The sequence below is a fragment of the uncultured Alsobacter sp. genome, from assembly GCF_945952055.1.
In the GTDB taxonomy this organism is placed as follows: domain Bacteria; phylum Pseudomonadota; class Alphaproteobacteria; order Rhizobiales; family Beijerinckiaceae; genus Alsobacter.
The window spans coordinates 1-26,132 of the sequence record NZ_CAMFHB010000036.1 but is presented as its reverse complement, the minus strand read 5'-3'; the positions used below and the strand labels follow the sequence as shown (position 1 = coordinate 26,132).

Below are 26,132 nucleotides of genomic sequence, written 5' to 3'. Positions count from 1 at the left end.
CGACGCCTGCAGCGAGGAGAACGCCATGCCCCAGGAGATCACCCGCGGCTACAAGCAGCTCATCGCCGAGGCCGAGGCCGCGATCGAGACCGTGCCGGTGGCCGAGGCGGTCGGGCTGGTCGGGCGCGAGGACACGGTGCTGGTCGATTTGCGCGATCCCCGCGAACTGGAACGCGAGGGGCGGGTGCCCGGCGCCTTCCACTGTCCACGCGGCATGCTGGAGTTCTGGATCGATCCCGAGAGCCCCTATCACAAGCCGGTTTTCGCGCAGGACAAGAAGTTCGTGTTCTTCTGCGGCGGCGGCTGGCGCTCGGCGCTCGCCGCCCGGGACGCCCAGGCCATGGGCCTGAAGCCGGTGGCCCACGTGGCCGGCGGTTTCGCGGCCTGGAAGAAGCAGGGCGGGCCCGTCGAGCCCGGCGCGAAAGGCTGAACGCCCGACGCACCCGCAAGGCAAGCCGGAGGCCGGCCGGCCTCCATCAGGTGAGGTGAAGACCCTTGGCCGTTCTCACGTCCGCATTCGACCCCCGCTCCGAAACGGCGCTCGCCACGGCGAGCCAGTGGCGCGAGCTCGCCGCCGAGCTCCGGGAACGCCGGGCCGAGGCCGCGGAAGGCGGCCCGCCGCGGGCCCGCGAGCGCCATTTGGCGCGCGGCAAGCTCCTGCCGCGCGACCGGGTGACCCGCCTGCTCGATCCGGGCTCGCCGTTCCTCGAGATCGGCGCGCTGGCGGCCAACGAGATGTACGACGACGAGATCCACGCGGCCGGCATGATCGCCGGCATCGGGCGCGTGGAAGGCCGCGAGGTCATGGTGGTGTGCAACGACAGCACCATCAAGGGCGGCACCTACTACCCGATGACGGTGAAGAAGCATCTGCGCGCCCAGGAGATCGCCCGCGAGAACCGTCTGCCCTGTCTCTATCTCGTCGACTCGGGCGGGGCCAACCTGCCGCACCAGACGGACGTGTTTCCGGACCGGGAGCACTTCGGCCGCATCTTCTACAACCAGGCCACGCTGTCCTCCCTCGGCATCCCCCAGATCGCGGTGGTGATGGGCTCTTGCACCGCCGGCGGCGCCTATGTTCCGGCGATGTCGGACGAGACGGTGATCGTGCGCCGGCAGGGCACCATCTTCCTCGGCGGCCCGCCGCTGGTGAAGGCGGCGACCGGCGAGGAGGTGAGCGCCGAGGACCTCGGCGGAGCCGAGGTGCATGCCCGCCAGTCCGGCGTCGCCGACCACTACGCGCTGGACGACGTCCACGCGCTGGCCATCGCCCGCAGGATCGTCGCCAATCTGAACCGCGCGCGCCCCGAGGGGCCGGTGCTCTGCGCCCCCGAAGACCCCCGGCTCGATCCGGGCGAGCTCGAGGCCGTGGTGCCGGTGGACCTGAAGAAGCAGTACGACATCCGCGAGGTCATCGGCCGCCTCGTCGACGGCTCGCGCTTCGACGAGTTCAAGGCGCTGTACGGCACGACGCTGGTCACGGGCTTCGCCCGCCTGTGGGGCATGCCCGTGGGCATCCTCGCCAACAACGGCATCCTGTTCTCTGAGAGCGCGCTCAAGGGCGCGCATTTCATCGAGCTGTGCTGCCAGCGGCGCATCCCGCTCTTGTTCCTCCAGAACATCTCCGGCTTCATGGTCGGGCGCCAGTACGAGGCCGGCGGGATCGCCAAGGATGGCGCGAAGCTGGTCACGGCCGTGGCCTGCGCGCAGGTGCCGAAGATCACCGTGATCGTGGGCGGCTCCTTCGGCGCCGGAAACTACGGCATGTGCGGCCGGGCCTATTCGCCGCGGTTCCTCTTTGCCTGGCCCAATGCCCGCATCTCGGTGATGGGTGGAGAGCAGGCCGCCAGCGTCCTGGCGACCGTGCGTCGCGACAATCTGGAGGCCGACGGCAAGTCCTGGTCGGCGGAGGAGGAGGACGCCTTCAAGGCTCCGATCCGCAGCCGGTACGAGGCGGAGGGCAACCCCTACCACGCCACGGCGCGGCTGTGGGACGACGGCATCATCCTCCCGTCGGAAACGCGCCGGGTCCTGGGCCTCGCCTTCGCAGCGACCCTCAACGCCCCGATCGAGGAGGCGCGCTTCGGCGTGTTCCGGATGTGAGTGATTTCAGGCCGTCCCTTTTTCAAGAAGGATATTGTCGATGCGTCAGCCGAAGCCGGTGGATGCCGCCATGGGAATGACCGTTCGCGACTACCTGATCTTTGCCGACGCGCGCCCTTTCGAGCGATTTGAACTGCTTGACGGCCAGCCGGTGGCAATGGCGCCGACGACACGTGCACACCAGGTGGCATGTCGCAATGTGGACTACGCCCTGAAGGAGCAAGTGCGTAGCAGGGGCTGCGAGGTGTTGCGAGACTTCGGAGTGGCCGCATCCGAGATGTCCATCTTCATGCCGCAGCCGGATGTGATGGTCCGCTGTGGACCGCTCTCGGGTGACAGCCGATGGACTAGCGATCCAGTCGTCCTTTTTGAAGTTCTGTCACCTTCGACGGCAGCCAGAGACCGTGGCTACAAGCGCGATCGCTACTTTGAGGTCACGAGCCTGCGCCATCTTGTCTTCGTCTCGCCGACGATTGTCAGGGTCGAGGCCTGGCATCGAGGGGACGACAGTGGGTGGCCGAGCCAGCCTGAAATCATGACGCAACGGTCCGAGGTTCTCAGGCTAAGTGCGGTGGGGGCCATACTGCCGCTGGCCGAGATCTACCTCGACATCGACCTCTGAACCGCACGAGAACCGCACGCCCATGTTCCCCTCCGTCCTCATTGCCAACCGTGGCGAGATCGCCTGCCGGGTCATCCGCACGGCCCGCCGGCTCGGGCTCAGGACGATCGCCGTCCATTCGGACGCGGATGCCGATGCGCTCTTCGTCCGCATGGCGGACGAGGCCCACCGGATCGGGCCCGCGCCGGCGCGCGAGAGCTATCTCGTCGGTGAGCGGATCCTTGAGGTGGCCCGGGCCACGGGGGCGGCCTGCATCCATCCGGGGTACGGGTTCCTGTCGGAGAATGCCGAGTTCGCCGAGGCCTGCCAGAGGGCCGGGGTGGTGTTCGTCGGCCCTCCCGCCTCCGCCATCCGCGCCATGGGGCTCAAGGACGCCGCAAAGTCGCTGGTCGAGCGGGCAGGGGTGCCGGTCGTTCCCGGCTATCACGGGCCCAAGCAGGAACCGGCCTTCCTGCGCGAGCGGGCCGCCAACATCGGGTTCCCCGTCCTCATCAAGGCCGTCGCGGGCGGCGGCGGCAAGGGCATGCGCCGGGTCGACAGGCTGATCGACTTCGAGGAAGCCCTGCAGGGGGCGCAACGCGAGGCGGCCAACGCCTTCGGCGATCCGCGCGTGCTGGTCGAGAAATATGTCCGCTCGCCCCGCCACGTCGAGGTGCAGGTCTTCGCGGATGGGCATGGCAACGTCGTCCATCTGTTCGAGCGGGACTGCTCGCTGCAGCGCCGGCACCAGAAGGTGATCGAGGAGGCCCCGGCCCCCGGCATGCCCCCGGAGGTCCGGGCCGCCATGGGCAGGGCCGCGGTCGAGGCGGCGCGCGCGGTCGGTTATGTCGGCGCCGGGACGGTCGAGTTCATCGCCGACGGTTCGCAAGGCCTGCGGCCGGACGGCTTCTTCTTCATGGAGATGAACACCCGCCTGCAGGTCGAGCATCCGGTCACCGAGGCGATCACCGGGCTCGACCTCGTGGAACTGCAGTTGCGCGTGGCTGCGGGCGAGCGCCTGCCCTTCGGCCAGGGGGACCTCGCCATCGACGGTCACGCCGTCGAGGCGCGTCTCTATGCGGAGGACCCGGAGAAGGGCTTCCTCCCGTCCACCGGGAGGCTCTGGGCCCTGCGCTTTCCGAAAGGCGAGGGCATCCGCGTCGACACCGGCGTCGAGCAGGGCAGCGCGGTAACGCCTTGGTACGATCCGATGATCGCCAAGATCATCGCTCACGGGGCGACGCGCGACGAAGCCCTCGATCGCCTGTCCGCGGCCCTGGGCGACACCCTCGTCGCCGGGCCGCGATCCAACGCCGCGTTCCTGCGCCGGCTCGCCGACGCGCCGGGCTTCCGGTCGGGGGCCTTCGACACCGGGTTCATCGAGCGCAATCTCGAGGCTCTCGGCGCCGTGCCGCACCCCGTCGATCCCGCCGCGGTGGCGGCGGCCGCCCTCGCGCTCGTCAGCGCCGAGCGCTCGCGGATCGCCTCGGCCGTGGGCACGGCGCCGGGATGGTCGTCGCCCTGGGACCAGGCCGACGCCTTCCAGACCGCCGGCCCGCGCCGCGACGTGTTGCCGCTGGTCGTCGAGGGCGAGCGCCTCGACGTCGTGCTGGGCTGGTCGGAGACGGGCGCCGTCGTCCACGGTGCCGGGGGCGAGGACGAGCCGGCCACGATCGTGGTCACCGACGAAGGCCTGATCGTGCTGTCCGGCGGCCGGCAGGCCGCGGTGGCGCTGTTCGACCCGTTGTCCCAGTCGGCCGACGATGCGGACGGGGGCGGGACGATCAAGGCGCCCATGCACGGCAAGGTCGTGGCGGTGTTCGTGACCGAAGGGCAGGCCGTCGAGAAGGGCCAGCGGCTGGCCATCGTCGAGGCGATGAAGATGGAGCACGCCCTCGTGGCGCCGCGCGCCGGCACCGTCGGCGAGGTGGCCGTCGCGGCGGGGCAGCAGGTCTCCGAAGGCGCCAAGGTCGTCGTCATCGCGGACGCCGAAGGGCTCTGACCGCGCGCGATCGCCCCGGGCGCCGTTGTCCACAGGGCGGCATCGGCGCCGATTGTCCACCTCCGGTCGGCCACGCTATGCAACGGCATGGCTCTTCACATCCTCAAGCTGTGCGTCGGCTGCGAGTCCATCGCGGACCTGGAAAGCTGGATCGCCGATTCGATGGCGCTCTGGCGCCGGCTCGGCAAGCCGCAGGAGCAGATCCATACGACCCGCATGGTGCCCAAGCGCATCGACGAAATCCTCGAGGGCGGTTCGCTCTACTGGGTGATCAAGGGCCAGGTCGCGTGCCGCCAGCGGCTGCTCGACATCCGTCCGTTCAAGGATGCGGATGGGATCGGGCGCTGCAACCTCGTGCTGGAGCCGGTCGTGGTGCCCGTGTCGCCGCGGCCCTGCAGGCCGTTCCAGGGGTGGCGCTACATCGAGGACAAGGCCGTTCCTCCCGATCTCGGCACCGGCGCGGGGGACCTGGCGGCGATGCCCGAGGACCTGCGCCGGGAGCTGTCGTCCCTGGGCCTCCTCTGACGGCAACGCCCGCGCCCAAAAAGGCCACAATCCCGGCGTGACTCTGGCCGTTGCCGGACGATGGGGAGCCGATTCGTGACGCGTGTGTTGCTGCTGCTGACGACCTGCGTCGCCGTGTCGCCGGCCCTGGCTCTCGATCAGAGAAAGCCTGCCTGCCCCGCCACCGAGGTGGCTCCCGGCGTGAAGATGCGGACGGGCGGATGCCCGATGATGTTCGTGCCCGTCGAGCATGCTCCGCCCACCTCCCTGCGCGCGATATCGGGCGATGTTCCCGGTCCGTGGACGCGGGCCGCCGAGCCGCCTTCGGTTCCCACGGCGCCGCAACATCGGGCGGACGGCCTCATCCATCCCTGACGCGTGGATTGCAATCCGGCGCCGGACGGCCAATCTAGAGGCCAACGGAGCCGGCAATGCCACGTGAGGACGACAATGCGATCGTGAAGGGAGGCGGCACGTCCGTCAGCCCGTCGGATCGGCGTGCCGTGGACGCCTTCGTCGACAAGGCCCGGGCCCTGGCGCCGGGAGCGGCCGATGGCGGCCGCCTGATCTTCGCCCTCGACGCGACCATGAGCCGCCAGCCGACCTGGGACCTCGCCTGCCGGCTGCAGGGCGAGATGTTCTCCACCGCCGCGACGCTGGCCACCGGCCTCGGCGTGCAGCTCGTGTTCTTCCGCGGTTTCTCGGAGTGCCGCGCCTCGCGCTGGGTGTCAGACGCCCGCGCGCTCACCGACCTGATGGCGCAGATCTCCTGCCGCGGGGGCCACACGCAGATCGGCAAGGTCCTGGACCATGTCCGCCACGAAAGCCAGGGCGGGCCGGTCCGGGCCCTGGTCTATGTGGGCGACGCCATGGAGGAGCGCCTCGACGACCTGTGCGCCCGCGCCGGGGAACTCGGCCTGCTCGGGATCAAGGCGTTCATGTTCCAGGAAGGCGGCGACCCGGTCGCGACCGGCGCCTACCGGGAAGTGGCGCGCCTGACCAAGGGCGCCTATGCGCGGTTCGACGCGGGGGCGTCCGCGGCGCTGGCGGGCCTTCTCAAGGCCGCCGCCGCCTACGCGGCCGGGGGAATCGCCGGCCTGGAACGCCTCGAAAGCAATGGCCAGCGCGAGGCGAGGCTGCTGCTCGGCCAGATGAAATGAGGGTGACGTGACGCTTCTGGCAGGCCTCGTGGCCGTCGGCCTGATCTGGTGGCTCCTCAAGAGCTACGCCAAGGCAAACCCGGCCTTCCTGGCCAAGAACGTGCGCAAGGCCGGCGGCGCACTGGCCCTGGTGGCGGCGGCCTTCCTGGTGTTCCGTGGCCGCATCGACATCGCCATCCCGCTGGGCGGCTTCGGCGCCTGGCTTCTCGACCTGCCGGGATTTTCCATGCCCGGCTGGGGACAGCGCACCACCAGCGCGCCGGGCGGCACCTCGAAGGTGCGCTCGCGGCTGATCGAGATGGAGCTCGACCACGGGACGGGTGCGCTGCGGGGACGGGTCACGGACGGCGCGATGGCCGGCCGCGAACTCGACGCACTGGGCGAAGCGGAACTCGCGGACCTCGAGGGCCTTTGCCGGGCCTCGGACCCCGAAGGCGCGCGGCTCCTAGAGGCCTATCTCGACCGCCGGTTTCCCGGTCGGCGTAAAGCAGCACAGGGTGACGCTGACACGGGGCCGCCGGGACGCGATCGCAACGCGATGTCCGAAAAGGAAGCCTATGAGATCCTGGGTCTTCCGCTTGGGGCGGGAGAGGATGACATCCGAAGCGCGCACCGAGCGCTGATGAAGAAGTTGCATCCCGATCAGGGGGGCTCGACGTATCTCGCCACCCGCGTCAACCAGGCCAAGGACGTCCTCTTGAGCCGGCATCGCTAAAACTCCACGCGCGTTCCGGTTTGACACCAATCGTTCGGTGAAGCCCGAGGCTTCAGTCTCCTGCGCGCCCGTTAACCGGACGTTCTCGAATTCATTCGGGGACGGCGCGACCGTGCGCCGTCACGTGCATTTCGCTGGGATCGGACCTTGGAAATCAGCCGCCCTTCACCGCGAAGCAGGCGAAGCCGCTGCGCTTGAGGGACTTGCAGGCGGTCTGGGCATCGTCCTCGTCGAAGCCGGAGAAGCGGGCCCGGTAGAGCGTCGAGCCGCCCTTGGAGACCTTCTCGGTAAAGGGATCGGCCTTCGCGAGCGAGCGGTTCTGGCTGCGGGCCTTCGACAGGATTTCCTTGGCCTTGGCCTCGTCGTCCGTGGCGCCGAGCTGGATGATCCAACCCGAGAGGGCCGACTTCGGAACCACCGACTTGTGGACCTCGGTCTTGGCGACGTCGGCCTTCTTGTCGGCCTTGGCGTCAGGCTTGCCGGTCTCGAGGCGCGCGACCTTCACGGGCTCTGGCTTCGCCGGCTCGGCCTTGGCGGCCTTGGGATCCGCCTTGCCGGTGTCGGTTGCGGGCGGGGCCCCGACCGACCAGCGCAGCGAACCCGTCGAGGTGGGGGTCGCGGTCGAGGCGCCGACGGCGGAGGCGACCACGGGGCGGGCCGCCGCGACGTCGATCTGCTTGGGCGCAGGGGCCGCCGGGGTCACGGAGGGCTTCTGCGTCACGGCCGCGGTGGGGACCTCGTCGTCGAGCGAGGCGACGCGGGTGCGGACGGGCTCCTTCGGCGTCTCGCGCTCGGCCACGGCCGAACCCTCGCCGACCGGCGGGGCGGTCCGGTTGCCGGCATAGGCCCGCTCCAGGGACTGGTCGAGCAGGTCGGCCATCTGGCGGTCGCGCAGGGCGGCGCTGCGTCCGCCCAGGACGACGCCCACCACGTGCCGGCCTTCCGTCTTCACCGAGGTGAGGAGGTTGAAGCCCGACATCCGCGTGTAGCCGGTCTTGATGCCGTCCATGCCCTCGACGCGGCCCAGGAGCCGGTTGTGGTTGCGGTGCGTGGCGCCGGCGTAGCTGAAGGTCGGGGTCGAGAAATAGCGGTAGTAGGTCGGGAAGCGGTCCTGGATGGCGCGGCCCAGCGTCACGAGGTCGCGCGCGGTGGTCACCTGGCCGGTATCGGGCAGGCCCGAGGCGTTCTTGTAGACGGTCCGGTTCATGCCGAGCTGGCGCGCCTTGCGCGTCATCATGTCGGCGAAGGCGTCCTCGGTGCCGCCGATGTTCTCGGCGACGGCCACGGCGATGTCGTTGGCCGACTTCGTCACGAGCGCCTTGATCGCGTCTTCGACCTCGATCGTCTCGCCCGGCCGCAGGCCGAGCTTGGAGGGCGCCTGCTTGGCGGCGTGCGCGGAGATCTTGAGCTCGCTGTCGAGCCGGAAGCGACCCTTCTCGATCTGCTCGAAGAGCAGGTAGAGGGTCATCACCTTGGTGACGGAGGCCGGGTGGCGCAGCGCGTCCTCGTTCTCCGCGTGGAGAACACGACCCGTCTTCGCGTCGACGACCATCGCCGCGTAGGGAGGATTGTATCCCCCGCCCTTGTGGACGGCGCGGCGGCGCGCTTCCGCAGGAGAGGAAATCGCCGTGACCATGACGGTCGCAGCGACGATCACGGTGGCGAGCGCAGCACCACGCTTCGCGAAAACGCGACAGAAAACCATTCCACAAGTCCCCGACATTGACCGGCCCGTCCCAGGTGAACCGGCGCCTTGCCGACGGCGGGGGAGCGCGTCCCGGCGCCCCCTGTCGCATGCACGGCACAGTCGTGGACCGTAGAGAGATGAGGTTACGGGGTGGTTAAAGGAGGGTGGCCGCGATCGGTGAAAGACGACGGTTCGGGTCCGCCGAACGGCATATGTTGCAGTGCAACAAAATTCGTTGACACGGATGGTGCGGTGCACATATATGAGGCGCACAAGCCGGGAGCGTCGCGTTCCGCCTGGCTTTCCGATCCAACGCCGCCCGGGGGCGGCCAGAGCACAGGGGTGTTACGATGGCTGCGCAGTTCGAGGACTTCCAGAAGCTGGCCAAGGACAACGTCGACCTGGTGATCAAGAGCTTCGGCGCCACCTCCAGCGGCGTCCAGGCGATCGCCAACGAGGTCGCCGACTTCTCCAAGAAGGCCTTCGAGCAGACCTCGGCCGTGGCCGAGAAGCTCGCCGGAGCCAAGACGCTCGACAAGGCCGTCGAGATCCAGTCCGACTACGCCAAGACCGCCTACGAGTCGTTCGTGGCCTACGCCTCGAAGCTCGGCGAGCTCTACACGAACCTCGCCAAGGAAACGGTGAAGCCGTACGAGACGCTGGTCGCCAAGGCGCAGGCCGCCGCCGGAAAGTAAGTCCCATGCGGGCCGTGCGGCATGGTCGCGCGGCCGGTGGAACGAAGTGTCCGCTCGCGAGCGGATGAGACGGGGTCCGGCCAGCGCCGGGCCCCGTTTTCGCTTGCGCCGGGGCCAGGCCGGGCAGGGCGGGGCGGCGGGGGGCGCCCGGGTGCGTTCCAGACCGACACATCATGGCGTATGGTCTGGCGGAGCGCGGCCACGCACTCTACATTAGGGGAACCGGGCGTGGCGGCGCCCCGTTGCGTCTGGGCCGCCCCACACCCAATCGAGGGACCCTCTATCCCGCAATGCGACCCATACAAAGCATCACCCCCTTCGTGATCCGCATGGGCCAGGCGCTCAGGCGCGGTCGCGACTACGCGGCCGACCTGTTCCGGCGGCAGCCGGCGCGCATGGCCGAACGCAGGAGGGGGCCCGTGCGACCGGGCGACAACGGCTCGGGCACGGCAGTCATCACGCAGACCCGGACGCGCACCAAGCGGCCCAACATGTACCGGGTGCTGCTCCTCAACGACGACTACACGCCCATGGAGTTCGTGGTCCACGTCCTGCAGCGCTTCTTCAACAAGGACGCGGACGAGGCCACGCGCATCATGCTGCACGTTCACCAGCACGGCGTCGGTGAGTGCGGCGTCTTCACCTACGAGGTCGCCGAGACCAAGGTCACCCTGGTCATGGACTTCGCCCGCAAGCACCAGCATCCCTTGCAGTGCGTCATGGAAAAGAAGTGAAAGGCCGATCTCGATGCCATCCTTCTCACGCAATCTCGAGCAGGCGCTTCACAGGGCACTCGCCCTGGCCAACGAGCGTCACCATGAATATGCGACGCTCGAGCATCTGCTTCTCGCGCTCATCGACGACCAGGACGCCGCGGCCGTCATGCGCGCATGCAACGTCGACCTCGACGCCCTGCGCCGCAATCTGACCGAGTACGTCGATGCGGAACTGTCCAACCTGATCACCGATTCCAGCGACGATTCGAAGCCGACCGCCGGCTTCCAGCGCGTCATCCAGCGCGCCGTGATTCACGTGCAGTCGTCGGGCCGCGAGGAGGTCACGGGCGCCAACGTGCTGGTGGCCATCTTCGCCGAGCGCGAGAGCCATGCCGCGTACTTCCTGCAGGAGCAGGACATGACGCGCTACGACGCGGTCAACTACATCTCCCACGGCATCGCCAAGCGGGCCGGCCTCTCCGAGCCGCGCTCGCCGCGTGGCGCCGAGGAGGAGCAGGCCGAGCGCTCCAACACGACCGAGGAAGGGCCCGGCAACAAGAAGAAGGGCGAGGCGCTCGACGCCTACTGCGTCAACCTCAACAAGCGCGCCCGCGAAGGCCGCATCGACCCGCTGATCGGTCGCGAGCCCGAGGTGCAGCGCACCATCCAGGTGCTCTGCCGCCGGCAGAAGAACAACCCGCTCCTCGTCGGCGAGCCCGGCGTGGGCAAGACCGCCATCGCCGAGGGCCTCGCCCGCAAGATCGTCAACGGCGAGGTGCCGGACGTGCTGGCGGACGCGACGGTGTTCGCCCTCGACATGGGCACGCTGCTGGCCGGCACCCGCTACCGCGGCGACTTCGAGGAGCGCCTCAAGCAGGTGATGAAGGAGATCGAGGCCCATCCCAAGGCGATCATGTTCATCGACGAGATCCACACCGTCATCGGTGCGGGAGCCACGTCGGGCGGCGCCATGGATGCTTCCAATCTCCTGAAGCCGGCGCTGGCGCAGGGCACGCTGCGCTGCATCGGTTCGACCACCTACAAGGAGTACCGCCAGTACTTCGAGAAGGACCGGGCCCTGGTGCGTCGCTTCCAGAAGATCGACGTCAACGAGCCGTCGGTGCCGGACGCCATCGAGATCCTCAAGGGCCTCAAGCCCTATTTCGAGGACTTCCACCGCATCCGCTACACCAACGACGCCATCAAGGCGGCGGTCGAGCTCTCGGCCCGCTACATCCACGACCGCAAGCTGCCGGACAAGGCGATCGACGTGATCGACGAGACCGGCGCCTCGCAGATGCTGCTGCCGGAGAACCGCCGCAAGAAGACGATCGGCATCAAGGAGATCGAGGCGGCCATCGCCACGATGGCCCGCATTCCTCCCAAGACCGTGTCGAAGGACGACGCCGAGGTGCTCAAGGCCCTCGACGAGACCCTGAAGCGCGTCGTCTACGGCCAGGACGCGGCCATCACCGCGCTGACCTCCGCGATCAAGCTGGCCCGCGCGGGCCTGCGCGATCCGGAAAAGCCGATCGGCAACTACCTGTTCGCGGGTCCGACCGGCGTCGGCAAGACCGAGGTCGCGCGCCAGCTCGCCTCGAGCCTCGGCGTCGAGCTGATCCGCTTCGACATGTCCGAGTACATGGAGCGGCACACGGTGTCGCGCCTCATCGGCGCGCCTCCCGGCTATGTCGGCTTCGACCAGGGTGGCCTGCTGACCGACGGCATCGACCAGCATCCGCACTGCGTCCTGCTGCTGGACGAGATCGAGAAGGCCCATCCGGACCTCTTCAACATCCTCCTGCAGATCATGGACCACGGGAAGCTGACCGATCACAACGGCAAGCAGGTCGACTTCCGCAACGTCATCCTGATCATGACGACCAATGCGGGAGCCGCCGAACTGGCTCGCCCGGTGATGGGTTTCACGCGCAGCAAGCGCGATGCCGACGACAACGAGGCGCTCAACCGCCTCTTCGCGCCGGAATTCCGCAACCGCCTGGATGCGATCATCTCCTTCGGCCAGCTGCCGCGGGAGGTCGTCTCCAAGGTCGTGGACAAGTTCGTCCTGCAGCTCGAGGCCCAGCTCGCCGACCGCAACGTCACCATCGAGCTCTCCGACGAGGCGCGCGACTGGCTGGTGGAGCACGGTTACGACGAGACCATGGGCGCCCGCCCCATGGCCCGCCTGATCCAGAGCACCATCAAGACGCCCCTGGCGGACGAGGTGCTGTTCGGCCGCCTGAAGAGCGGCGGCGCGGTGAAGGTCGTCGTCAAGACGACCGACGGCAAGGCGGCCCTGGGATTCGAGTTCCCGGAGGGCCCGGTCACCCCGAAGCCCGAAAAGGATGTTGCGGAAGCGACCAAGGCGCGCGAAAAGCGGCCTCCATCCTCCCGGAAGGCGTCCGCGGCCCGCAAGGCGCCGAAGGCCAAGAAGGGGGGCGACGAGGGCCCCGGAGGTCCGGGCGAGGGCGGTGGCGGAAAAGGCTCCGGCAAGCCGCCCGTGCGCACGGTTCCGAAGGTGCCCCTGGTCCGCGGGTAGTGCCCGCGCACAGTCAGGACTGGAGGGGGCGTGGCGTCCTGGTTCGAGGAAAGGCGGCGTCGGCGTCGACGCCGTGAGCGGTTCGAGGAGGTGGTGGCCTGGATCGTCGTCCCGGCCATCGCCATCTGCCTGTGGTGGGGTTGGCTGCAGGTCAAGGAGCAGGTCAAGGGCACGCCCCTGATCGGCATCATCACCGGCAAGGACCGGACGCCGGCGGCCCCCTGAGCCGTCCGGCGATGATCGACGACAAACCTTTCTCGTTCTGGCCGTGGTTCGGGCGCGGCGCGTTCGACGCGCTGTCGTTCCCGGCCTGGACCGTCGCCTTCGCGCTGGTGGGGGTGGGCAGCATCGCGCGCGACGTCGGCCAGCCCCTGGGCTCCGCCGTCCTCTCGACCCTTCTCGTCTGGGCCGGACCGGCGCAGGTCATCTTCTACGGCGGCCTGGGAACCGGCATGGCGCCCCTCGCCATTGCCGCCGCGGTCTGCTTCTCCTCGATCCGCTTCCTGCCGATGACGATGTCCATCCTGCCGTTGATCCGGCGGCCGAAGGACAGCCTGCTCTGGCAGATGGTGCTGGCGCACTACGTGGCCGTCACCGTGTGGAGCGAGGGATTGCGGCGCCTTCCCAACGTCCCGGTCGAGGCCCGGCAGGCCTACTATCTGGGCTTCGCCAATGCCTGTGTCTGGCTGGCGGCGCTCGGCACGGGGCTGGGCTATTTCCTCGTGGGCGCGCTGCCCGGCCCGCTGGCCGCCGCGCTGCTCTTCCTGACGCCGATCTTCTTCACCCTGTCGGTGAGCGGTGGCGCGCGCCGGCTGGCCGACTGGCTGGCGATCTTTCTCGGCTTCGCGCTCCAGCCCCTGTCCGTGTGGCTCGTGGGGGAAAGCTTCGACCTGCTGGCCGTCGGACTCGTGGGCGGGACGGTGGCCTTCCTGGTGGCCCGGCTGGGCGATGCCCGCGCCGCGGCGCGGCAGGGCGGGGGGCAACCGGCATGACCGCTCCGGACGCAAGCCTCGTCCCCTCCGGTCTCCTCGCGTCGCTGTGGCCCTACGCGCTGCTGCTCGTCTTCGGCGTCCTGCCCGCCGCCATGTGGCGCATCCTCGCGGTGGTGCTGTCGCGGGGGCTGCCGGAGACGTCCGCCGTGATTGTCTGGGTGCGCTACGTCGCGACGGCGCTGCTCTCCGGCGTCGTGATCAAGCTCCTGCTGGCCCCCACCGGCGCGCTGGCGAACGTGCCGCTCGCCGGCCGGTTGGCCGGCATCGTGGCCGGAGCCGCGGCCTTCCTGCTGATCCGCCGCAGCATGATCGCGGGCGTCATCGCAGGCGAGGCCGTACTCGTCGCCTCGGCCTGGTGGTGGGGCTAGCCGCCGGCTCCCGGCCGATCCGCAGGGGGCGATGGGCGCGTCGGACACGTGCGCTCGCGCACACCGGCGGGCTTGTCGGTCGCGGAGGAGAGGGCGCATAGTCCGGAAAACGAAACGGTCAGCACGGGTCGCTCCTCTTCCCACGCGAGGGTGCAACGATGACCCCATGGAACTATGCGTGCCGGTATCTGGCCATCGACGTGCCGGGTGTCGCCACCGGGCCGGTGAAGATCGGTCGCTACCATCGCGGCGCGCCGACCAAGGCCAAGGACGAGCTGCTCGGAACGGTGCGGGATCACTTCGGACACCACAAGGCCGACCGACTCTATCGTCTCGCGACGACCATCAACGGCCAGCCGTTCGCCGTGCAGAGCTATGACGAGATCAAGCTCAACCTGCAGAACCCGTTCATTGGCAAGGGATCGCCGGAAGAGTGCCAGCTGGTGCTCCAGCTCGCCGTCGCCCTGAAGCTGGTCCGTCCCCAGTCGCTTCAGACCTGGGCCGACCTCAACCTCGGCCTCGACTGCAACGGCTTCGTCGGCAACTACCTCGTGCACGATCTCCTCGCCAAGCCGTGGCGGAACACGGCGTCGGCCAAGGAGGTCGGGCCGTCGCAGACGATCGATCACTATGAAACGCACTGGTGCGAGGCACCGGTCACCGACCCCGGGACGCTGGATCGCTCGCGCACCTACCTGGTGATGCGCGTGGACGGGAAGGGCCGTGTCATCCCCCAGGTCAGCGGCGGGATGGGGGCCCACATCGCCATCACCGAGCCGGGCGACATGATGGACCACGCCTTCGTCGCCAACTCGTTCGGCGGCATGGACTGGCAGGCCGCCCAGCTCGGCATGTACGGCAAGAAGGCCCTGCGGTCGGTCGAGTCGGCGGGACCGCACAACGGCGACCACGGCGTCGATCGCAACTGGCTGGTGATCCTCGGCCCCGGCAAGCCGAAGGATTCGCTCGTGGTCATGCGCGACAAAATGCGCTTCCGCGACACCGTCCGCATCGCACCGCTGCGCGCGACGCCGGTCTGACGCCGCGCGCCGCTGGCGTGCCGCTGAACCTAGGCGAGGGCCGCGCGGATCCTGTCCGCGTGGGCCTTCAGCACCTCCGGCTTCTCCATGGCGCCCGTGTGGGGGCGCAGCGCGACGCCCTCCCAGCGCGGCAGGACGTGGACGTGGATGTGGAACACGACCTGGCCACCGGCGCTCTCGTTGAACTGCTGGACGGTGATGCCGTCCGCCCCCATACCGGCCTTCACGGCCTTGGCGAGCTTCTGCACGCTGACCGCCAGGCGCGACAGGTCCTCAGGAGCGATGTCGAGGATGTTGCGGGCGGGCGCCTTGGGGATCACCAGCACGTGACCGTCGGCCCGGGGCATGATGTCCATCAACGCCAGCGTGTGCTCATCCTCGTACACCTTCTCGCAGGGCAGCTCCCCGCGCAGGATCTTTGCGAAGACGTTCGAGGGGTCGTAGGCTTGGGTCAAGGTTGCGATCTCCGGGGGGAGGGTCATGAAGGACGACGTGGAAGCAGCAGGGCTCGTCAAGGGCTACCTTCAACCCACCGACCGGATCAAGTGGGCGGGGCGCCCGCTCTCGCAGATCACGCTCGCCTTCGGCGGCCAGCAGCGCATGGTCTACGCCGCCGTCATGGCCGCCATCACGGCGGTCTGGCTGACGCTCGAGTTCGCCTTCGAAGGCCCGATCCTCCTCAAGCTGGCGGGGATCGGCGTCCTGCTGGCCGCGGTCGTCGTCGGGCCGGCCTATCCGTGGATTCGGGCCTGGCGCCTGCGCCACACGGTCTACGCCCTGACCCAGAACCAGGTGGTGATCGTCGAGAACAGGCAGGTCACCACGGTGCCCCTCGCCGACATCGGGCGCATGGAGGTGACGGAGGATGCGGACGGCCGCGGGACGCTGGTGTTTCCCGACCACCGCATGCAGGTCACGGCCGAGGAGTTCGTCTTCCCGCTGTTGTGGCGCAGGCCCACCTTGTTCCGCATCCCGGACGCCGCCGACGTGGGCCGGCTGATCAAGGCGGAGGCGGCGGCGCTGTCCGCCGCGCCGACGGGCGGGGCTATCCCCCAGCCTTCCTGAACGGCGCCATCTCCACCAGTTCGTCCTGCAGCGCCGCCACGTGGCGGCGTTCGCGCATCAGGTAGTCCGCCACCGCCCGGCGAAAGCCCGGGTCGGGAATGTCGTGGGCGGAGTAGGTCGTCACCGGACGATAGCCCCGGGCGAGCTTGTGCTCGCCCTGCGCCCCGGCCTCGACGCGCGCCAGGCCGCGCTCGATCGCGAAGTCGATGGCCTGGTGGTAGCAGACCTCGAAATGAAGGTAGGGGTGGTGCTCGATGCAGCCCCAGTTGCGGCCGTAGAGCGTGTTGGCGCCGATGAAGTTGATGGCGCCGGCGACGTAGCGGCCCTCGCGCCGGGCCATGACCAGCAGCGTGCGGTCCGCCATCCGTTCGCCGACCAGCGAGAAGAACGTCCGGGTCAGGTAGGGCCGGCCCCACTTGCGCGAGCCGGTGTCCATGTAGAACGCGAAGAACGCGTCCCAGTGCTCCTCGCGAATGTCGGCCCCGGTCAGCCGCTCGATCGTGAGACCCGACGCGAGCGCCTCGCGCCGCTCCTTCTTCAGCGCCTTGCGCTTGCGCGAGGCGAGGTCGCCGAGGAAGTCGTCGTAGGTGGCGTAGCCGGCGTTCAGCCAGTGGAACTGCTGGTCGGTGCGCTGCAGGAAGCCGCGCGCGCCCAGGTCGTCCCATTCGTCGCGCGGCAGGAACGTCGCATGGATGGTGGACGCCTTTGCCTGCGCCCGCAGCGCGCGCAGCCCCTCCACCAGCGCCGCTCGGGCCTCCTCCGCCCTCTCGCCGGGCCGCACCAGAAGCCTGCGGCCGGTGGCGGGAGTGAAAGGCACGCTCACCTGGACCTTCGGGTAGTAGCGCCCACCGGCGCGCTCGTACGCGTCGGCCCAGGAATGGTCGAACACGTATTCGCCCTGGGAGTGGCCCTTCAGGTAGGCGGGCGCGCAGGCGAGCAGGGCGCCTGAGGCGTCGTTGACGAGCACGTGGACCGGCTGCCAGCCCGTGCGAGTCACCGCCGAACCCGACTCCTCCAGGTTCAGCAGGAAGGCGTGGCGCACGAACGGATTGTCGGGATCGGGCGGGGAGGGCAGCTCCGCCTCGTCGTCGTCTTCGGCAAGCACCGGACGCGGCGCCGCCGGATCCCGCAGCGGCATGCGCACGGAGCAGGGCCCGGCACCGTCTGGGCAGGCGCAGGCGTCCCACTCCGCCGCATCGACGGCCGAGAGCGATGAGGCGATGCTGACGGAGAGGTCTTGCGAGGACATGCCTTCAACCTAGCGCCAAGGTGCATCGCGGCAAGGCGCACGGACGCATGGCTCGCACGGAGGGAGGCTGCGCCCATCGACACGCCGACCGGCGGCCATGTCGATGGACGCAGGATCTCCGGACGGCCTCAGGGCACGAAGCCCTCGAACACCATCTGGTCGGCCCATTGCGCGGCCTTGGCGCGGTGCTCTGGCGTGCGCACGGTCCAGGTCATCACCGGCAGGCCGAGCCCTTTGCGGGCGAGGAACGGCACGGCGGTGTCGAGATCCTTGACCTGCCAGGACAGGAAATCCGGCTTCATCCGCTCGAGTTGCAGCAGGTTGCGCATCTCGTGCTTCAAGCGCGGCGGAAGCCGGTCCCACTCGCCGTGCCGGTAGTCGTTCTCGCCCACGAAGCCGCGCGGGCGATCGGTGAGGTCGATCAGCGCGGTCACGATGTCGGGATCGAACGACTTGAGGACCACGGGTCCGTCGTAGGAGGCCACGATCTCGGCCGTTCGCCGGGTCAGCCGCAGGTCCCCGTCGAAGGAGCTCTTGATCTCGCACACGAGCGGCACGCGGCCGCCGATCTCGGCCAGGAACGCCGCCAGCGTGGGGATGCGGTCGCTCGTGCCCTTCATCGCGATCGCCGCGAGTTCGGCCACCGAACGGCCGGCCACGGGACCCGTCGCCTCGGTGAGCCGGTCCAGTGTGAAGTCGTGGAACACCACGGCCTCGCCGTCGCGGGTCAGCTGCACGTCGCACTCGATCCCGAACCCATGGCCGATGGCGGCCTTCGCCGCCCCGATGGTGTTCTCGATGACGCCGTTGTCGCGCACGTGCAGCCCGCGATGCGCGATCGGGCGGGCCGTGAGCCAGGCAGGGGCCGCCATCAGGCGACCTCGAACATGGCTTCGACCTCCACCGCCGCGTCGGCCGGCAGTTCGGCCACGCCGATGGTGCTGCGGGCGTGGCGGCCGGCATCGCCGAACACCGCCACCATCAGGTCCGAGGCGCCGTTCATCACGGCGGGGACGGCGGCGTAGGTGGGCACGGCGTTGATGAAGCCGCCGAGGCGCACGCAGCGCACGACCTTGTCGAGGCTGCCGAGCGCCGCCTTGACCTGGGCGAGCACGTTGATCGCGCTGAGCCGCGCCGCCTCGTAGCCGGCCTCGGCGGAGACCTCCGCGCCCAGCTTGCCCTTGTGCTGCGGCGCCAGCTTGCCGTCCGGCCCGAGGCAGATCTGGCCGCTGATCACCAGCAGGTTGCCGGTGCGCACGCTCGGCACGTAGTTGGCCACCGGAGCTGCGGGAGTGGGGAGGACGATGCCGAGTTCGGCGAGCTTCGCGTCGATGCTCATCGGGAGATCCCTGCTGGAGCGTGAGAATGCGTGTTTGTCGCGCATAGACGGGATGGCCGCAAGGCGGCGCGTGTCGAAGACTCGGCACGCTTCTGGCATCCTCCGCCGCATTGTCGCCGCGGATTGCGGCGCCTATCCTCTGTCATCGAAGCGACGGCGCAGGGCCGCCGCCCGGAGGCCGTCATGTCCGCTTCCCCCCTGGTCGCATCCGTCGTCCGCCGCCTCGCGGCGGGGACCGCGCTCACCCTCCTGGCCGCCGCCCCGGCCTTCGCCGCGCAACCCGTGCAGATGGCCGCGCACCGGGCCACCTACGACCTCTCGCTCGCCGACAACGGCAGCAGCAAGGGAATCGAGACGGCGAAAGGGCGCATCGTCTTCGAATTCACGGGCAGCGCCTGCGAGGGCTACACCCAGAACTTCCGCCAGGTGACGCAGCTCGGCGGCGGCGACATCGGCACGCGCATCTCCGACATGCGCTCCTCGACCTTTGAGGAGGGCGACGGCTCGATGCTGCGCTTCAACACCGAGAGCCGCGTCAGCGGCGGCAAGAACGAAGCCAGCGACGGCGTCGCCGAGCGCAAGGACGGCAAGGTCTCCGTCTCCGTGAAGAAGCCCCAGCCCGGCACCGTGTCGCTGCCCGACGCGGTGTTCCCCACGGCCCAGATCAAGCTGATCATCGAGGCGGCCCGCGAGGGGCGCAGCACCGTGAACGTCAAGGTGTTCGACGGCTCGGAGCAGGCCCGCAAGGCCTATGAGACCTTCACCGTCATCGGCAAGCAGGCCGAGGGCGGGGACGTGGAGGAGCCGCTCAAGGCGGCAGGCTGGGACAAGCTGGCGCGCTGGCCCGTGTCGGTCAGCTACTTCGAGGACGGCGGCGACACCTCCACCCCGCTCTACGTGATCTCCTTCGAGCTCCTCGAGAACGGCGTGTCGCGCAAGCTCAAGCTCGACTACGGGGATTTCGGCCTCAACGGCGTGCTCACCCGCGTCGACGTGCTCAAGAGCGGCGCTCCCTGCGACAAGTGAGGGGGCGGGCAGGGCCCTGATCAGCCCTCTTTCTTCCGCGCTCCGAATACCAGCCCGCGCTGCACCGCGTCGCGTCCGAAGCGCTCGCGCAGCTTGTCGATGGCCCGCTCCATGGTGGCCTCGCGCGCCGCGCCCGTGTCGACGAGGTCGCCGCGGTCGGCTTCCTCGGCGGTCCCCAGATCGGACGCGCCGATGCCGATGAGACGAAAGCGCTCGCCGGTTGCCTCCTTCGCCAGCAGTTCCCGGCCCACGTCGTAGATGCGCGACGAGAGCTGGGTCGGCGGAAAGCCCGAGCGGGCGCGCGTGCGGATCTTGAAGTCGGCGGTCTTCAGCTTGAGCGTCAGGCCCTTGGCCGAGAACTCCGCGTGGCGCAGGCGAGTGGCGACCTTCTCGGACAGGCGCAGCAGGATGGGCAGGAGCCGCTCCATGTCGCCGATGTCCTCGTCGAACGTGGTCTCGGCCGAGATGCTCTTCGTCTCCCGTTCGGGCTCGACGCGGCGCGTGTCCTCGGCCCGTGCCAGGCGGGCCAGCCTCAGGCCCTCGTCGCCATAGCGCCTCGCGAGGTCCGCGAGGTCCCGCCGCTGCACGTCGCCGATGGTGATGACCCCGTCGCGGGCGAGGCGCTCCTGCGTGACCTTGCCGACCCCGGGGATGATCCCGATCGGCTTGTCGGCGAGGAACGACACGGCCTCCGCCCGGCCGATCACGGCGAAGCCGCGCGGCTTGTCGAGGTCGGAGGCGATCTTGGCGAGGAACTTGTTGAACGACAGGCCGACGGAGACGGACAGGGCCAGCTCGTCCTCCACGCGGCGCGCGAAGCGGGCCAGGGTGACCGCGGGCGGAGCGCCGTGCAGCCGCTCGGTTCCCGACAGGTCGAGGAACGCCTCGTCGATGGAGACCGGCTGCACCAGCGGGGTCAGGTCGGTCATCATGGCCCGGATCGTGCGGCCTTCGCGGACGTACTTCTCCATGTTGGGCTTGATCACGACCGCGTGCGGGCAGGCCTTCAGCGCCTTGAACATGGGCATGGCCGACTTCACGCCGTAGGTGCGCGCCACGTAGCAGGCCGTTGAAACGACTCCCCGTTTGCCCCCGCCGATGATGACGGGCTTGTCGGCCAGCGAGGGATCGTCACGCTTCTCGATGGCCGCGTAGAAGGCATCGCAGTCGATGTGGGCGATGGACAGCGTCGCGAACTCGGGATGACGCAGGACCCGCGGCGAGCCGCACGACCGGCATCGTCCGGCCGGCGCGCTCGCGAACGTCATGCAGTCGCGGCAGATGCCCCCCGGTCCCGACATGGCTCACCCGTCGCGCAGGCCCATGGCATGGGGCCTGGCCAGCGATTCGCGCGCCCGCAGCACGTTTGCGGGGTCCAGGCCCTGGTTGGCGGCAAAGGCGAGGAGCAGGCTTTCGTCGGACGCGAGGTGGTCCAGCACCGCCGCCATGAAGCCGCGCGTTTGCGCCACCTCGCGGATGGTTTCCGGCGAAAGACCCGTCAGGGCCAGGAACCGACCGAGCCTTTCGACGTCGGAAGCCAGGAAGGCGAGAGCGTCGATGGCGATGGCCTCGGCATCGGGGCCGCTTTTGAACGGAGTTCGCACACGGGTCTCCGACCGAATTCGTGTTTCGTCAACGTGTGGCTGTTATAACCCCAATGCCGGGACCAGACGAGATCGTGACGGTTCGGCGCCGCGACAGCGCGGCCAGGAAGGGATGGTCCGATGGCGAAGAAGGTGCTCATCGTCGAAGACAATGAGCTCAACATGAAGCTCTTCAACGACCTTCTGGAAGCTCACGGCTATTCGACCCTGAAGACGTCGAGCGGCGTGGAGGCGATCGAGCTCGCGCGGGCCCACAGCCCCGACCTGATTCTCATGGACATCCAGTTGCCAGAAGTGTCCGGCGAGGACGTGACGGAGTGGATCAAGACGGACGACGAGCTGAAGGCCATCCCGATCATCGCGATCACGGCCTTCGCCATGAAGGGCGACGAGGAACGCATCCGGCGCAAGGGCTGCGAGGCCTATCTCTCGAAGCCGATCTCGGTGTCGAAGTTCCTCGACACCGTTCGCAACTACCTCGGCGACGCCTGACAGCCCACGCCTGACGTCCGAGTTCGGGGACCATGACAGCGCGCATTCTCGTCGTCGACGACCTCCTGCCCAATGTGAAATTGCTCGAGGCTCGGCTGACCGCCGAGTATTTCGACGTGGTCACCGCCATGAGCGGCGCGGAAGCCCTGGCGATCTGCGCCCAGGGCCAGTGCGACCTCGTGCTGACCGACGTCATGATGCCGGGCATGGACGGTTTCGAGCTGTGCCGCCGCATCAAGGCCAATCCGGCGACCGCCCACCTGCCGGTCGTGATGGTGACGGCGCTCGACCAGCCCAGCGACCGCCTGAAGGGGCTGGAGGCCGGCGCCGACGACTTCCTGACCAAGCCGGTCAACGAGATCGCCCTCATCGCCAGGGTCCGCAGCCTGGTGCGGCTGAAGGCCGTGGTGGACGAGCTGCGCAGCCGCGCGCTGAGCTCCCGCGACCTGGGCTTCGGCGATCCGCTCGTCCAGGCCGCGGCCGCCGTGGAGCAGGGCGGGTCCATTCTCGTGGTCGAGGACCGTGCCAGCGCCTCGGAGCGCCTGACGGCGACGCTGTCGCCGCACTACACCGTCACCATCGAACGCGATCCCCAGCAGGCCCTGTTCGTCGCCACGGACATGGAGCCCGACCTGGTGATCGTCAGCATGGACCTCGCCGACTTCGACGGCCTGAGGATCTGCAGCCAGCTGCGCTCGCTCGACAGGACGCGCCACATCGCGCTGCTCGTCCTGGCCGAGGCGGACGACAATTCCCGCGTGCTGCGGGCCCTCGATCTCGGCGTGAACGACTATCTGGTGCGCCCGGTCGACCGGAACGAGCTCATCGCCCGCGTGCGCACCCAGCTGCGGCGCAAGCGATACGCCGACCGCCTGCGCGAGACGGTGCATGCCTCGATCGAGCTCGCGATCGTCGACCCGCTGACGGGTCTCCACAACCGTCGCTACCTGGACAGCCACTTCTCGGGCCTCGTCAACGAGGCGCTGGACCGCGGGCGGCCCCTGTCGGTGATGGTGCTCGACGTCGACCGGTTCAAGTCGGTGAACGACACGCACGGCCACGATGCCGGCGACGACGTGCTGAAGGAATTCGCCCAGCGGGTGCGTCGAAGCGTGCGCGGCGTGGATCTCGTGGCCCGTTTCGGCGGCGAGGAGATCGTCGTCGTGATGCCCGATACTCCCATCGAGACGGCGAGGCTCGCCGCCGAGCGGATCCGCGAGAAGGTGCAGGCCGAGCCTTTCCGCGTCCATCGGGGGCGCGTGACGATCACCGTGACGGTCTCGATCGGCGTGTCAGCCATTGAAACTCTTGAGGAAACCGCCGCTTCGCTGCTCAAGCGGGCGGACGAGGCGCTCTATGCCGCCAAGAGCGGCGGTCGCAATCGTGTGATCGTCAACGCGCAGGCCGCCTGAGCTTTCCGGGCGCAATTTTACCTTAATGCGAGGTAAACACTAAGGGACGGCGCGAGTCGGTTGGAAGCAGCCGGCGCGTTTGCTAGTGTCCAATTCGTTGAAGCGGCCCGGACGTTTCGAAACATCGAACGCCCGGTCGCCGTTTCTCCCCAATACCCTACGGATGCTCAGGTCCGCCGCATCTCCTGGGTCCCGTGGGGTTCGGCCGGCTCGGGAACGGCCGGAGTGGCCTCCTCGCAGGCCGCTCCCAGCCGGCCACCTCTTCCACCGGACGGTGGGAAACACCGCTCGAAGCTCTGCTTCGGGCGGTGTTTTCGTCTGTGCAGGCAGGGTTTGGGCCGGTTTCTGCGACTTTCAGTTGAACGTGGCTGCAACCGCGGGTGCGTGGAAACGGGCCTTCGCCTCCGCCACACTCACGGCATGGGTGGATACTGGCTCTACATCCTGCGGTGCGCAGACAGGTCGCTGTTCGTCGGTTTGACGGACCACGACGACCCTGCCAAGCGCGTGGCCGAGCACAACCGCCATGGCTCGCCGTTGCGCGAAACCCTGGGCCGGCGCCCGGTCAAGCTGGCCTTTGCCGCCCATTTCGACTCGTTCGACGAAGCCCAGGCGCTCCTGAAGCGCATCGATCGCTGGAGCCCCGACCGGCTCGAAGACCTGATCGCAGGCCGCTGCGACGGCCTGCTGATCGCCTCCACGGCGTGCTGACGGCATCTGACCCCGTCCCCTCGTCCAGGTGGGGCTCGGTCTCCAGGCCCTGTGCAGGGCCAGCCCGGCCGAACTCCGCAGGTCACCTGACCTGGACGGTCAGGCTGTAGGTCGCGTTGCCCCGGGTGCCGCCGACGACGATAAGGTAGATGCCCGTAGCCGGAAGGCGGCCGGTCCAGCGGCGTGCCTCGTCCTCTTCGCCCGCCTTGGGAAGGGCCTCGCCATTGACGTCGCCGTCCGCCGTGACGGTGGCGCCGGGCTGGAAGATGGCGAAGACGGCGTTCTTCTCGGTCGCGGAGACGGATATGGCGGCCGTCTGGCCGCCCTTGACCTCGAGCGAATAGACGTCCCGCGTTCCCCGCACCACGGCCCCCGACAGGGTCGCGGCGCTTTTGCCGCGGGCAAAGGCGATCGGGCGGACGTCGGTCGCGCCCGCGGGCGCCGGCGGGCCGAGGAGGGCCAGAGCGACGACGAGGGCGGTGAGAGCCGTTCGGACGATCATGGGTAGACCAGAAACCATTTTGCGCGGCTCAGATAGGCCTTTCGGTCCTTGAGACCGTTGACGCCGCCATTGATCTTGCGGGTGATCTTCTGGACGTCGTCCTGGTCGGCAAGGTCGTTCAGGCCGCGGGTCTCCCAGTACCAGCCGGCGCAGTCCACCGCCAGGAAGGGATCGGTCGACAGCTTCGTCCAGTTCCCGCCGGTCGTGAGATCCATGCCGATGGCGTCGCCATAGGCCGTGTAGTTGGCCCGGCCCGTGATCTGGATCAGGCCGCGGCCCTTGAAGCGCACGCCGTCGCCCTTCTGCGTGTTGCCGAGGTCCGTCCGGCCCTCGTAGGCGGATCCGCTCGCCAGTTCCTCGGTGTAGCGGAAGCCTCCACTTTCGTGGCCGAGCTGGGCAAGAAAGTGCGCCTGGCGCAGGGGCGTGGTGATGCCGCGCGTCAGCATGGCCGTCTCGAGGTGCTTGTAGTAGCGGTCGAGCACCTTGAACGACGTGCGCGTCATGATCCCCTTGAGGTTGATCGGATTGTACTCCGGCTCGACCTCCAGCCAGAGCCTGTCCAGCGAGCCTCCCCTGACCGCAGAGATTTGGCCGTCCGGCTTGGCCGCGTTCTGGACCCGCGTCTGGAAATCCTTGATCGCGTCGATCGTCGCCGGGTCGCATCGCCCGGTGATCGGGGCCGCCCGGTAGGGCACGCCCGGCCACACGTAGGTCAGGGCGCACTGGATGACCATCACGTCGTCGAAATGGTTGGCGCCATGGGCGCCGACGCTGGCGGTGATGCACATGGAAGTCCCGCGAGGCTCTCGGACCGCGACCACACGACGATACGAATGGCGGGCACGGGCGGCAACGGACTCGCGGTTGCGGCCAGGCAGCCCCCGCATTGACGGTGGCGTTACCTGCGGTGGTACAGAATGGCTCCATGAGAGCCATGGTTGCAGGTCTGATTCTCGGCGTCCTGACCGCCGCCGCGCCGCTCTCGGCCGTCGCGGCCGAGGTCGAGATCCACTACGCCCCGACCGAGAATCTCGAGCGCATCGACGTCGAACTCCTGCACAAGGCCGAGAAGTCGATCGATTTCGCCGCGTTCATCCTGTCGGACTGGGTCATCGCCGATGCCCTGGCAGACGCCAGGCGTCGCGGCGTGAAGGTCCGGGTCGTGCTGGACGGCAGCCAGGACCACGTGCTCGACAGGCTCGCCGACCTCGGCGACGCGGTGCACATGAAGCGCACGCGGCCCATCATGCACCTCAAGAGCTATCTGGTGGACGGCCGCATCCTGCGCTGGGGCTCGGCCAATTTCTCGGCGAGCGGCCTGAAGAAGCAGGACAACGACCTCGCGATCACCCGCGACCCGGAGCTCGTCCGTCGATTCGCCGAGCGGTTCGAAGACATCTGGAGCCGCGCCGAGCCGTTGCGCCGGCCCTGACGTCGGGGCCCGGGCTTGGCCCGGTCATCCACGACTCGAGAACGGCCCCCGGCAAAGCCGGGGATGCCCGGGCTCGGCCCGTCGAAATGCACACAAGTGATTGCCGATGGCTGGGCGCGGTTTCCCTCCCCTGCAGGGGAGGGTGGATCGCGCGAAGCGCGAGACGGGTGGGGGC

30 protein-coding genes are annotated in these 26,132 nt (G+C 68.9%); 21 read left to right on the top strand and 9 right to left on the bottom strand.

Annotation, left to right across the window (positions count from 1 at the left end; genetic code table 11):
• Positions 1-25 precede the first annotated feature (25 nt).
• The 8 genes from Q0Q47_RS22285 to Q0Q47_RS22240 all read left to right on the top strand — a co-directional run bounded on the left by Q0Q47_RS22285 (position 26) and on the right by Q0Q47_RS22240 (position 7,085).
• Positions 26-430, top strand: a complete 405-nt coding sequence (locus Q0Q47_RS22285) for a rhodanese-like domain-containing protein (protein WP_293865017.1) — start codon at positions 26-28, stop codon at positions 428-430.
• Positions 431-495: 65 nt separating this feature from the next.
• Positions 496-2,103 carry a carboxyl transferase domain-containing protein gene (locus Q0Q47_RS22280; protein WP_293865014.1) on the top strand — a complete coding sequence of 536 codons (1,608 nt, stop codon included), beginning with the start codon at positions 496-498 and terminating at the stop codon, positions 2,101-2,103.
• 40 nt (positions 2,104-2,143) lie between these two features.
• On the top strand, positions 2,144-2,725 hold the full coding sequence (locus Q0Q47_RS22275; RefSeq protein WP_293865011.1) for a Uma2 family endonuclease: 582 nt from the start codon (positions 2,144-2,146) through the stop codon (positions 2,723-2,725).
• Between the two features lie 22 nt (positions 2,726-2,747).
• Complete coding sequence (locus Q0Q47_RS22270) at positions 2,748-4,706, top strand: biotin carboxylase N-terminal domain-containing protein (RefSeq protein ID WP_367278290.1); 1,959 nt, start codon at positions 2,748-2,750, stop codon at positions 4,704-4,706.
• Positions 4,707-4,793: 87 nt separating this feature from the next.
• The gene (locus Q0Q47_RS22255; protein ID WP_293865008.1) at positions 4,794-5,231 is read left to right on the top strand and encodes a DUF1489 family protein; all 438 of its coding nucleotides are present in this window, start codon (positions 4,794-4,796) and stop codon (positions 5,229-5,231) included.
• A gap of 75 nt (positions 5,232-5,306) precedes the next feature.
• On the top strand, positions 5,307-5,585 hold the full coding sequence (locus Q0Q47_RS22250) for a hypothetical protein (protein WP_293865005.1): 279 nt from the start codon (positions 5,307-5,309) through the stop codon (positions 5,583-5,585).
• Positions 5,586-5,641: 56 nt separating this feature from the next.
• Positions 5,642-6,370, top strand: a complete 729-nt coding sequence (locus Q0Q47_RS22245; protein WP_293865002.1) for a VWA domain-containing protein — start codon at positions 5,642-5,644, stop codon at positions 6,368-6,370.
• Positions 6,371-6,398: 28 nt separating this feature from the next.
• Positions 6,399-7,085, top strand: coding sequence for a DnaJ domain-containing protein (locus Q0Q47_RS22240; RefSeq protein WP_293864999.1), 687 nt, complete (start codon positions 6,399-6,401; stop codon positions 7,083-7,085).
• A gap of 154 nt (positions 7,086-7,239) precedes the next feature.
• On the opposite strand, the gene Q0Q47_RS22235 is transcribed toward Q0Q47_RS22240, so the two are convergent.
• Positions 7,240-8,790 (bottom strand): SPOR domain-containing protein, encoded by a 1,551-nt coding sequence (locus tag Q0Q47_RS22235; RefSeq protein WP_293864995.1) that lies wholly within the window; start codon positions 8,788-8,790, stop codon positions 7,240-7,242.
• Between the two features lie 332 nt (positions 8,791-9,122).
• Here Q0Q47_RS22235 and Q0Q47_RS22230 point away from each other — a divergent pair, with 332 nt between their 5' ends.
• From Q0Q47_RS22230 to Q0Q47_RS22200, 7 genes are all read left to right on the top strand, one after another.
• Positions 9,123-9,467 (top strand): phasin family protein, encoded by a 345-nt coding sequence (locus tag Q0Q47_RS22230; RefSeq protein WP_293864992.1) that lies wholly within the window; start codon positions 9,123-9,125, stop codon positions 9,465-9,467.
• Positions 9,468-9,862: 395 nt separating this feature from the next.
• Positions 9,863-10,201 carry an ATP-dependent Clp protease adapter ClpS gene (clpS, locus tag Q0Q47_RS22225; protein ID WP_293865139.1) on the top strand — a complete coding sequence of 113 codons (339 nt, stop codon included), beginning with the start codon at positions 9,863-9,865 and terminating at the stop codon, positions 10,199-10,201.
• A gap of 13 nt (positions 10,202-10,214) precedes the next feature.
• Entirely contained in the window at positions 10,215-12,725 is a 2,511-nt protein-coding gene (gene clpA / locus Q0Q47_RS22220) for an ATP-dependent Clp protease ATP-binding subunit ClpA (RefSeq protein WP_293864989.1), read from the top strand.
• Between the two features lie 30 nt (positions 12,726-12,755).
• Positions 12,756-12,950: a hypothetical protein gene (locus tag Q0Q47_RS22215; protein WP_293864986.1), complete on the top strand. Its 195-nt coding sequence runs from the start codon at positions 12,756-12,758 to the stop codon at positions 12,948-12,950.
• An 11-nt stretch (positions 12,951-12,961) separates the two neighbouring features.
• Positions 12,962-13,717, top strand: coding sequence for an AzlC family ABC transporter permease (locus Q0Q47_RS22210; protein WP_293864983.1), 756 nt, complete (start codon positions 12,962-12,964; stop codon positions 13,715-13,717).
• Positions 13,714-14,085 carry an AzlD domain-containing protein gene (locus Q0Q47_RS22205; RefSeq protein ID WP_293864980.1) on the top strand — a complete coding sequence of 124 codons (372 nt, stop codon included), beginning with the start codon at positions 13,714-13,716 and terminating at the stop codon, positions 14,083-14,085. The genes Q0Q47_RS22210 and Q0Q47_RS22205 overlap by 4 nt, the downstream gene beginning before the upstream one ends.
• A 158-nt stretch (positions 14,086-14,243) precedes the next feature.
• Positions 14,244-15,125 carry a hypothetical protein gene (locus tag Q0Q47_RS22200; RefSeq protein WP_293864977.1) on the top strand — a complete coding sequence of 294 codons (882 nt, stop codon included), beginning with the start codon at positions 14,244-14,246 and terminating at the stop codon, positions 15,123-15,125.
• A gap of 29 nt (positions 15,126-15,154) precedes the next feature.
• Here Q0Q47_RS22200 and Q0Q47_RS22195 read toward each other — a convergent pair whose 3' ends face one another.
• Positions 15,155-15,607, bottom strand: a complete 453-nt coding sequence (locus Q0Q47_RS22195; protein ID WP_293864974.1) for an HIT family protein — start codon at positions 15,605-15,607, stop codon at positions 15,155-15,157.
• Here Q0Q47_RS22195 and Q0Q47_RS22190 point away from each other — a divergent pair.
• Entirely contained in the window at positions 15,606-16,190 is a 585-nt protein-coding gene (locus tag Q0Q47_RS22190; RefSeq protein WP_293864971.1) for a hypothetical protein, read from the top strand. The two genes, Q0Q47_RS22195 and Q0Q47_RS22190, sit on opposite strands and share 2 nt — an antisense overlap.
• On the opposite strand, the gene Q0Q47_RS22185 is transcribed toward Q0Q47_RS22190, so the two are convergent.
• From Q0Q47_RS22185 to Q0Q47_RS22175, 3 genes are all read right to left on the bottom strand, one after another.
• Complete coding sequence (locus tag Q0Q47_RS22185) at positions 16,171-17,439, bottom strand: GNAT family N-acetyltransferase (protein ID WP_293864968.1); 1,269 nt, start codon at positions 17,437-17,439, stop codon at positions 16,171-16,173. The genes Q0Q47_RS22190 and Q0Q47_RS22185 overlap by 20 nt on opposite strands.
• A gap of 128 nt (positions 17,440-17,567) precedes the next feature.
• Positions 17,568-18,311 (bottom strand): glycerophosphodiester phosphodiesterase family protein, encoded by a 744-nt coding sequence (locus Q0Q47_RS22180; protein WP_293864965.1) that lies wholly within the window; start codon positions 18,309-18,311, stop codon positions 17,568-17,570.
• Entirely contained in the window at positions 18,311-18,778 is a 468-nt protein-coding gene (locus tag Q0Q47_RS22175; protein WP_293864962.1) for a RidA family protein, read from the bottom strand. The genes Q0Q47_RS22180 and Q0Q47_RS22175 overlap by 1 nt, the downstream gene beginning before the upstream one ends.
• A gap of 183 nt (positions 18,779-18,961) precedes the next feature.
• On the opposite strand from Q0Q47_RS22175, the gene Q0Q47_RS22170 reads away from it, so the two are divergent.
• Positions 18,962-19,804: a cell envelope integrity EipB family protein gene (locus Q0Q47_RS22170; RefSeq protein ID WP_293864959.1), complete on the top strand. Its 843-nt coding sequence runs from the start codon at positions 18,962-18,964 to the stop codon at positions 19,802-19,804.
• 20 nt (positions 19,805-19,824) lie between these two features.
• On the opposite strand, the gene Q0Q47_RS22165 is transcribed toward Q0Q47_RS22170, so the two are convergent.
• Both Q0Q47_RS22165 and Q0Q47_RS22160 read right to left on the bottom strand, forming a co-directional pair.
• Complete coding sequence (locus tag Q0Q47_RS22165) at positions 19,825-21,105, bottom strand: DNA polymerase IV (RefSeq protein WP_293864956.1); 1,281 nt, start codon at positions 21,103-21,105, stop codon at positions 19,825-19,827.
• Between the two features lie 3 nt (positions 21,106-21,108).
• Positions 21,109-21,408, bottom strand: coding sequence for a DUF3572 domain-containing protein (locus Q0Q47_RS22160; RefSeq protein ID WP_293864953.1), 300 nt, complete (start codon positions 21,406-21,408; stop codon positions 21,109-21,111).
• A 120-nt stretch (positions 21,409-21,528) separates the two neighbouring features.
• On the opposite strand from Q0Q47_RS22160, the gene Q0Q47_RS22155 reads away from it, so the two are divergent.
• From Q0Q47_RS22155 to Q0Q47_RS22145, 3 genes are all read left to right on the top strand, one after another.
• The gene (locus Q0Q47_RS22155; protein WP_293864950.1) at positions 21,529-21,900 is read left to right on the top strand and encodes a response regulator; all 372 of its coding nucleotides are present in this window, start codon (positions 21,529-21,531) and stop codon (positions 21,898-21,900) included.
• A 32-nt stretch (positions 21,901-21,932) separates the two neighbouring features.
• Entirely contained in the window at positions 21,933-23,312 is a 1,380-nt protein-coding gene (locus tag Q0Q47_RS22150) for a PleD family two-component system response regulator (RefSeq protein WP_293864947.1), read from the top strand.
• Between the two features lie 420 nt (positions 23,313-23,732).
• Entirely contained in the window at positions 23,733-24,023 is a 291-nt protein-coding gene (locus Q0Q47_RS22145; protein WP_293864944.1) for a GIY-YIG nuclease family protein, read from the top strand.
• An 82-nt stretch (positions 24,024-24,105) separates the two neighbouring features.
• Here the strand turns inward: Q0Q47_RS22145 and Q0Q47_RS22140 are convergent, their stop codons facing one another.
• Positions 24,106-24,525: a hypothetical protein gene (locus Q0Q47_RS22140; RefSeq protein WP_293864941.1), complete on the bottom strand. Its 420-nt coding sequence runs from the start codon at positions 24,523-24,525 to the stop codon at positions 24,106-24,108.
• Positions 24,522-25,313: a glycoside hydrolase family 19 protein gene (locus Q0Q47_RS22135; protein WP_293864938.1), complete on the bottom strand. Its 792-nt coding sequence runs from the start codon at positions 25,311-25,313 to the stop codon at positions 24,522-24,524. The genes Q0Q47_RS22140 and Q0Q47_RS22135 overlap by 4 nt, the downstream gene beginning before the upstream one ends.
• A 137-nt stretch (positions 25,314-25,450) precedes the next feature.
• Between Q0Q47_RS22135 and Q0Q47_RS22130 the strand changes: the two genes are divergently transcribed.
• Positions 25,451-25,957: a phospholipase D-like domain-containing protein gene (locus tag Q0Q47_RS22130; protein ID WP_293864935.1), complete on the top strand. Its 507-nt coding sequence runs from the start codon at positions 25,451-25,453 to the stop codon at positions 25,955-25,957.
• Positions 25,958-26,132 lie beyond the last annotated feature (175 nt).

Coding starts and splice junctions, on each gene's coding strand:
- Q0Q47_RS22285 (WP_293865017.1), top strand. CDS start 26: ATGCCCCAGGAGATCACCCGCGGCTACAAGCAGCTCATCGCCGAGGCC.
- Q0Q47_RS22275 (WP_293865011.1), top strand. CDS start 2,144: ATGCGTCAGCCGAAGCCGGTGGATGCCGCCATGGGAATGACCGTTCGC.
- Q0Q47_RS22270 (WP_367278290.1), top strand. CDS start 2,748: ATGTTCCCCTCCGTCCTCATTGCCAACCGTGGCGAGATCGCCTGCCGG.
- Q0Q47_RS22255 (WP_293865008.1), top strand. CDS start 4,794: ATGGCTCTTCACATCCTCAAGCTGTGCGTCGGCTGCGAGTCCATCGCG.
- Q0Q47_RS22245 (WP_293865002.1), top strand. CDS start 5,642: ATGCCACGTGAGGACGACAATGCGATCGTGAAGGGAGGCGGCACGTCC.
- Q0Q47_RS22235 (WP_293864995.1), bottom strand. CDS start 8,790: ATGGTTTTCTGTCGCGTTTTCGCGAAGCGTGGTGCTGCGCTCGCCACC.
- Q0Q47_RS22230 (WP_293864992.1), top strand. CDS start 9,123: ATGGCTGCGCAGTTCGAGGACTTCCAGAAGCTGGCCAAGGACAACGTC.
- clpS (WP_293865139.1), top strand. CDS start 9,863: ATGGCCGAACGCAGGAGGGGGCCCGTGCGACCGGGCGACAACGGCTCG.
- clpA (WP_293864989.1), top strand. CDS start 10,215: ATGCCATCCTTCTCACGCAATCTCGAGCAGGCGCTTCACAGGGCACTC.
- Q0Q47_RS22210 (WP_293864983.1), top strand. CDS start 12,962: ATGATCGACGACAAACCTTTCTCGTTCTGGCCGTGGTTCGGGCGCGGC.
- Q0Q47_RS22205 (WP_293864980.1), top strand. CDS start 13,714: ATGACCGCTCCGGACGCAAGCCTCGTCCCCTCCGGTCTCCTCGCGTCG.
- Q0Q47_RS22200 (WP_293864977.1), top strand. CDS start 14,244: ATGACCCCATGGAACTATGCGTGCCGGTATCTGGCCATCGACGTGCCG.
- Q0Q47_RS22190 (WP_293864971.1), top strand. CDS start 15,606: ATGAAGGACGACGTGGAAGCAGCAGGGCTCGTCAAGGGCTACCTTCAA.
- Q0Q47_RS22195 (WP_293864974.1), bottom strand. CDS start 15,607: ATGACCCTCCCCCCGGAGATCGCAACCTTGACCCAAGCCTACGACCCC.
- Q0Q47_RS22185 (WP_293864968.1), bottom strand. CDS start 17,439: ATGTCCTCGCAAGACCTCTCCGTCAGCATCGCCTCATCGCTCTCGGCC.
- Q0Q47_RS22180 (WP_293864965.1), bottom strand. CDS start 18,311: ATGGCGGCCCCTGCCTGGCTCACGGCCCGCCCGATCGCGCATCGCGGG.
- Q0Q47_RS22175 (WP_293864962.1), bottom strand. CDS start 18,778: ATGAGCATCGACGCGAAGCTCGCCGAACTCGGCATCGTCCTCCCCACT.
- Q0Q47_RS22170 (WP_293864959.1), top strand. CDS start 18,962: ATGTCCGCTTCCCCCCTGGTCGCATCCGTCGTCCGCCGCCTCGCGGCG.
- Q0Q47_RS22165 (WP_293864956.1), bottom strand. CDS start 21,105: ATGTCGGGACCGGGGGGCATCTGCCGCGACTGCATGACGTTCGCGAGC.
- Q0Q47_RS22155 (WP_293864950.1), top strand. CDS start 21,529: ATGGCGAAGAAGGTGCTCATCGTCGAAGACAATGAGCTCAACATGAAG.
- Q0Q47_RS22150 (WP_293864947.1), top strand. CDS start 21,933: ATGACAGCGCGCATTCTCGTCGTCGACGACCTCCTGCCCAATGTGAAA.
- Q0Q47_RS22145 (WP_293864944.1), top strand. CDS start 23,733: ATGGGTGGATACTGGCTCTACATCCTGCGGTGCGCAGACAGGTCGCTG.
- Q0Q47_RS22140 (WP_293864941.1), bottom strand. CDS start 24,525: ATGATCGTCCGAACGGCTCTCACCGCCCTCGTCGTCGCTCTGGCCCTC.
- Q0Q47_RS22135 (WP_293864938.1), bottom strand. CDS start 25,313: ATGTGCATCACCGCCAGCGTCGGCGCCCATGGCGCCAACCATTTCGAC.
- Q0Q47_RS22130 (WP_293864935.1), top strand. CDS start 25,451: ATGAGAGCCATGGTTGCAGGTCTGATTCTCGGCGTCCTGACCGCCGCC.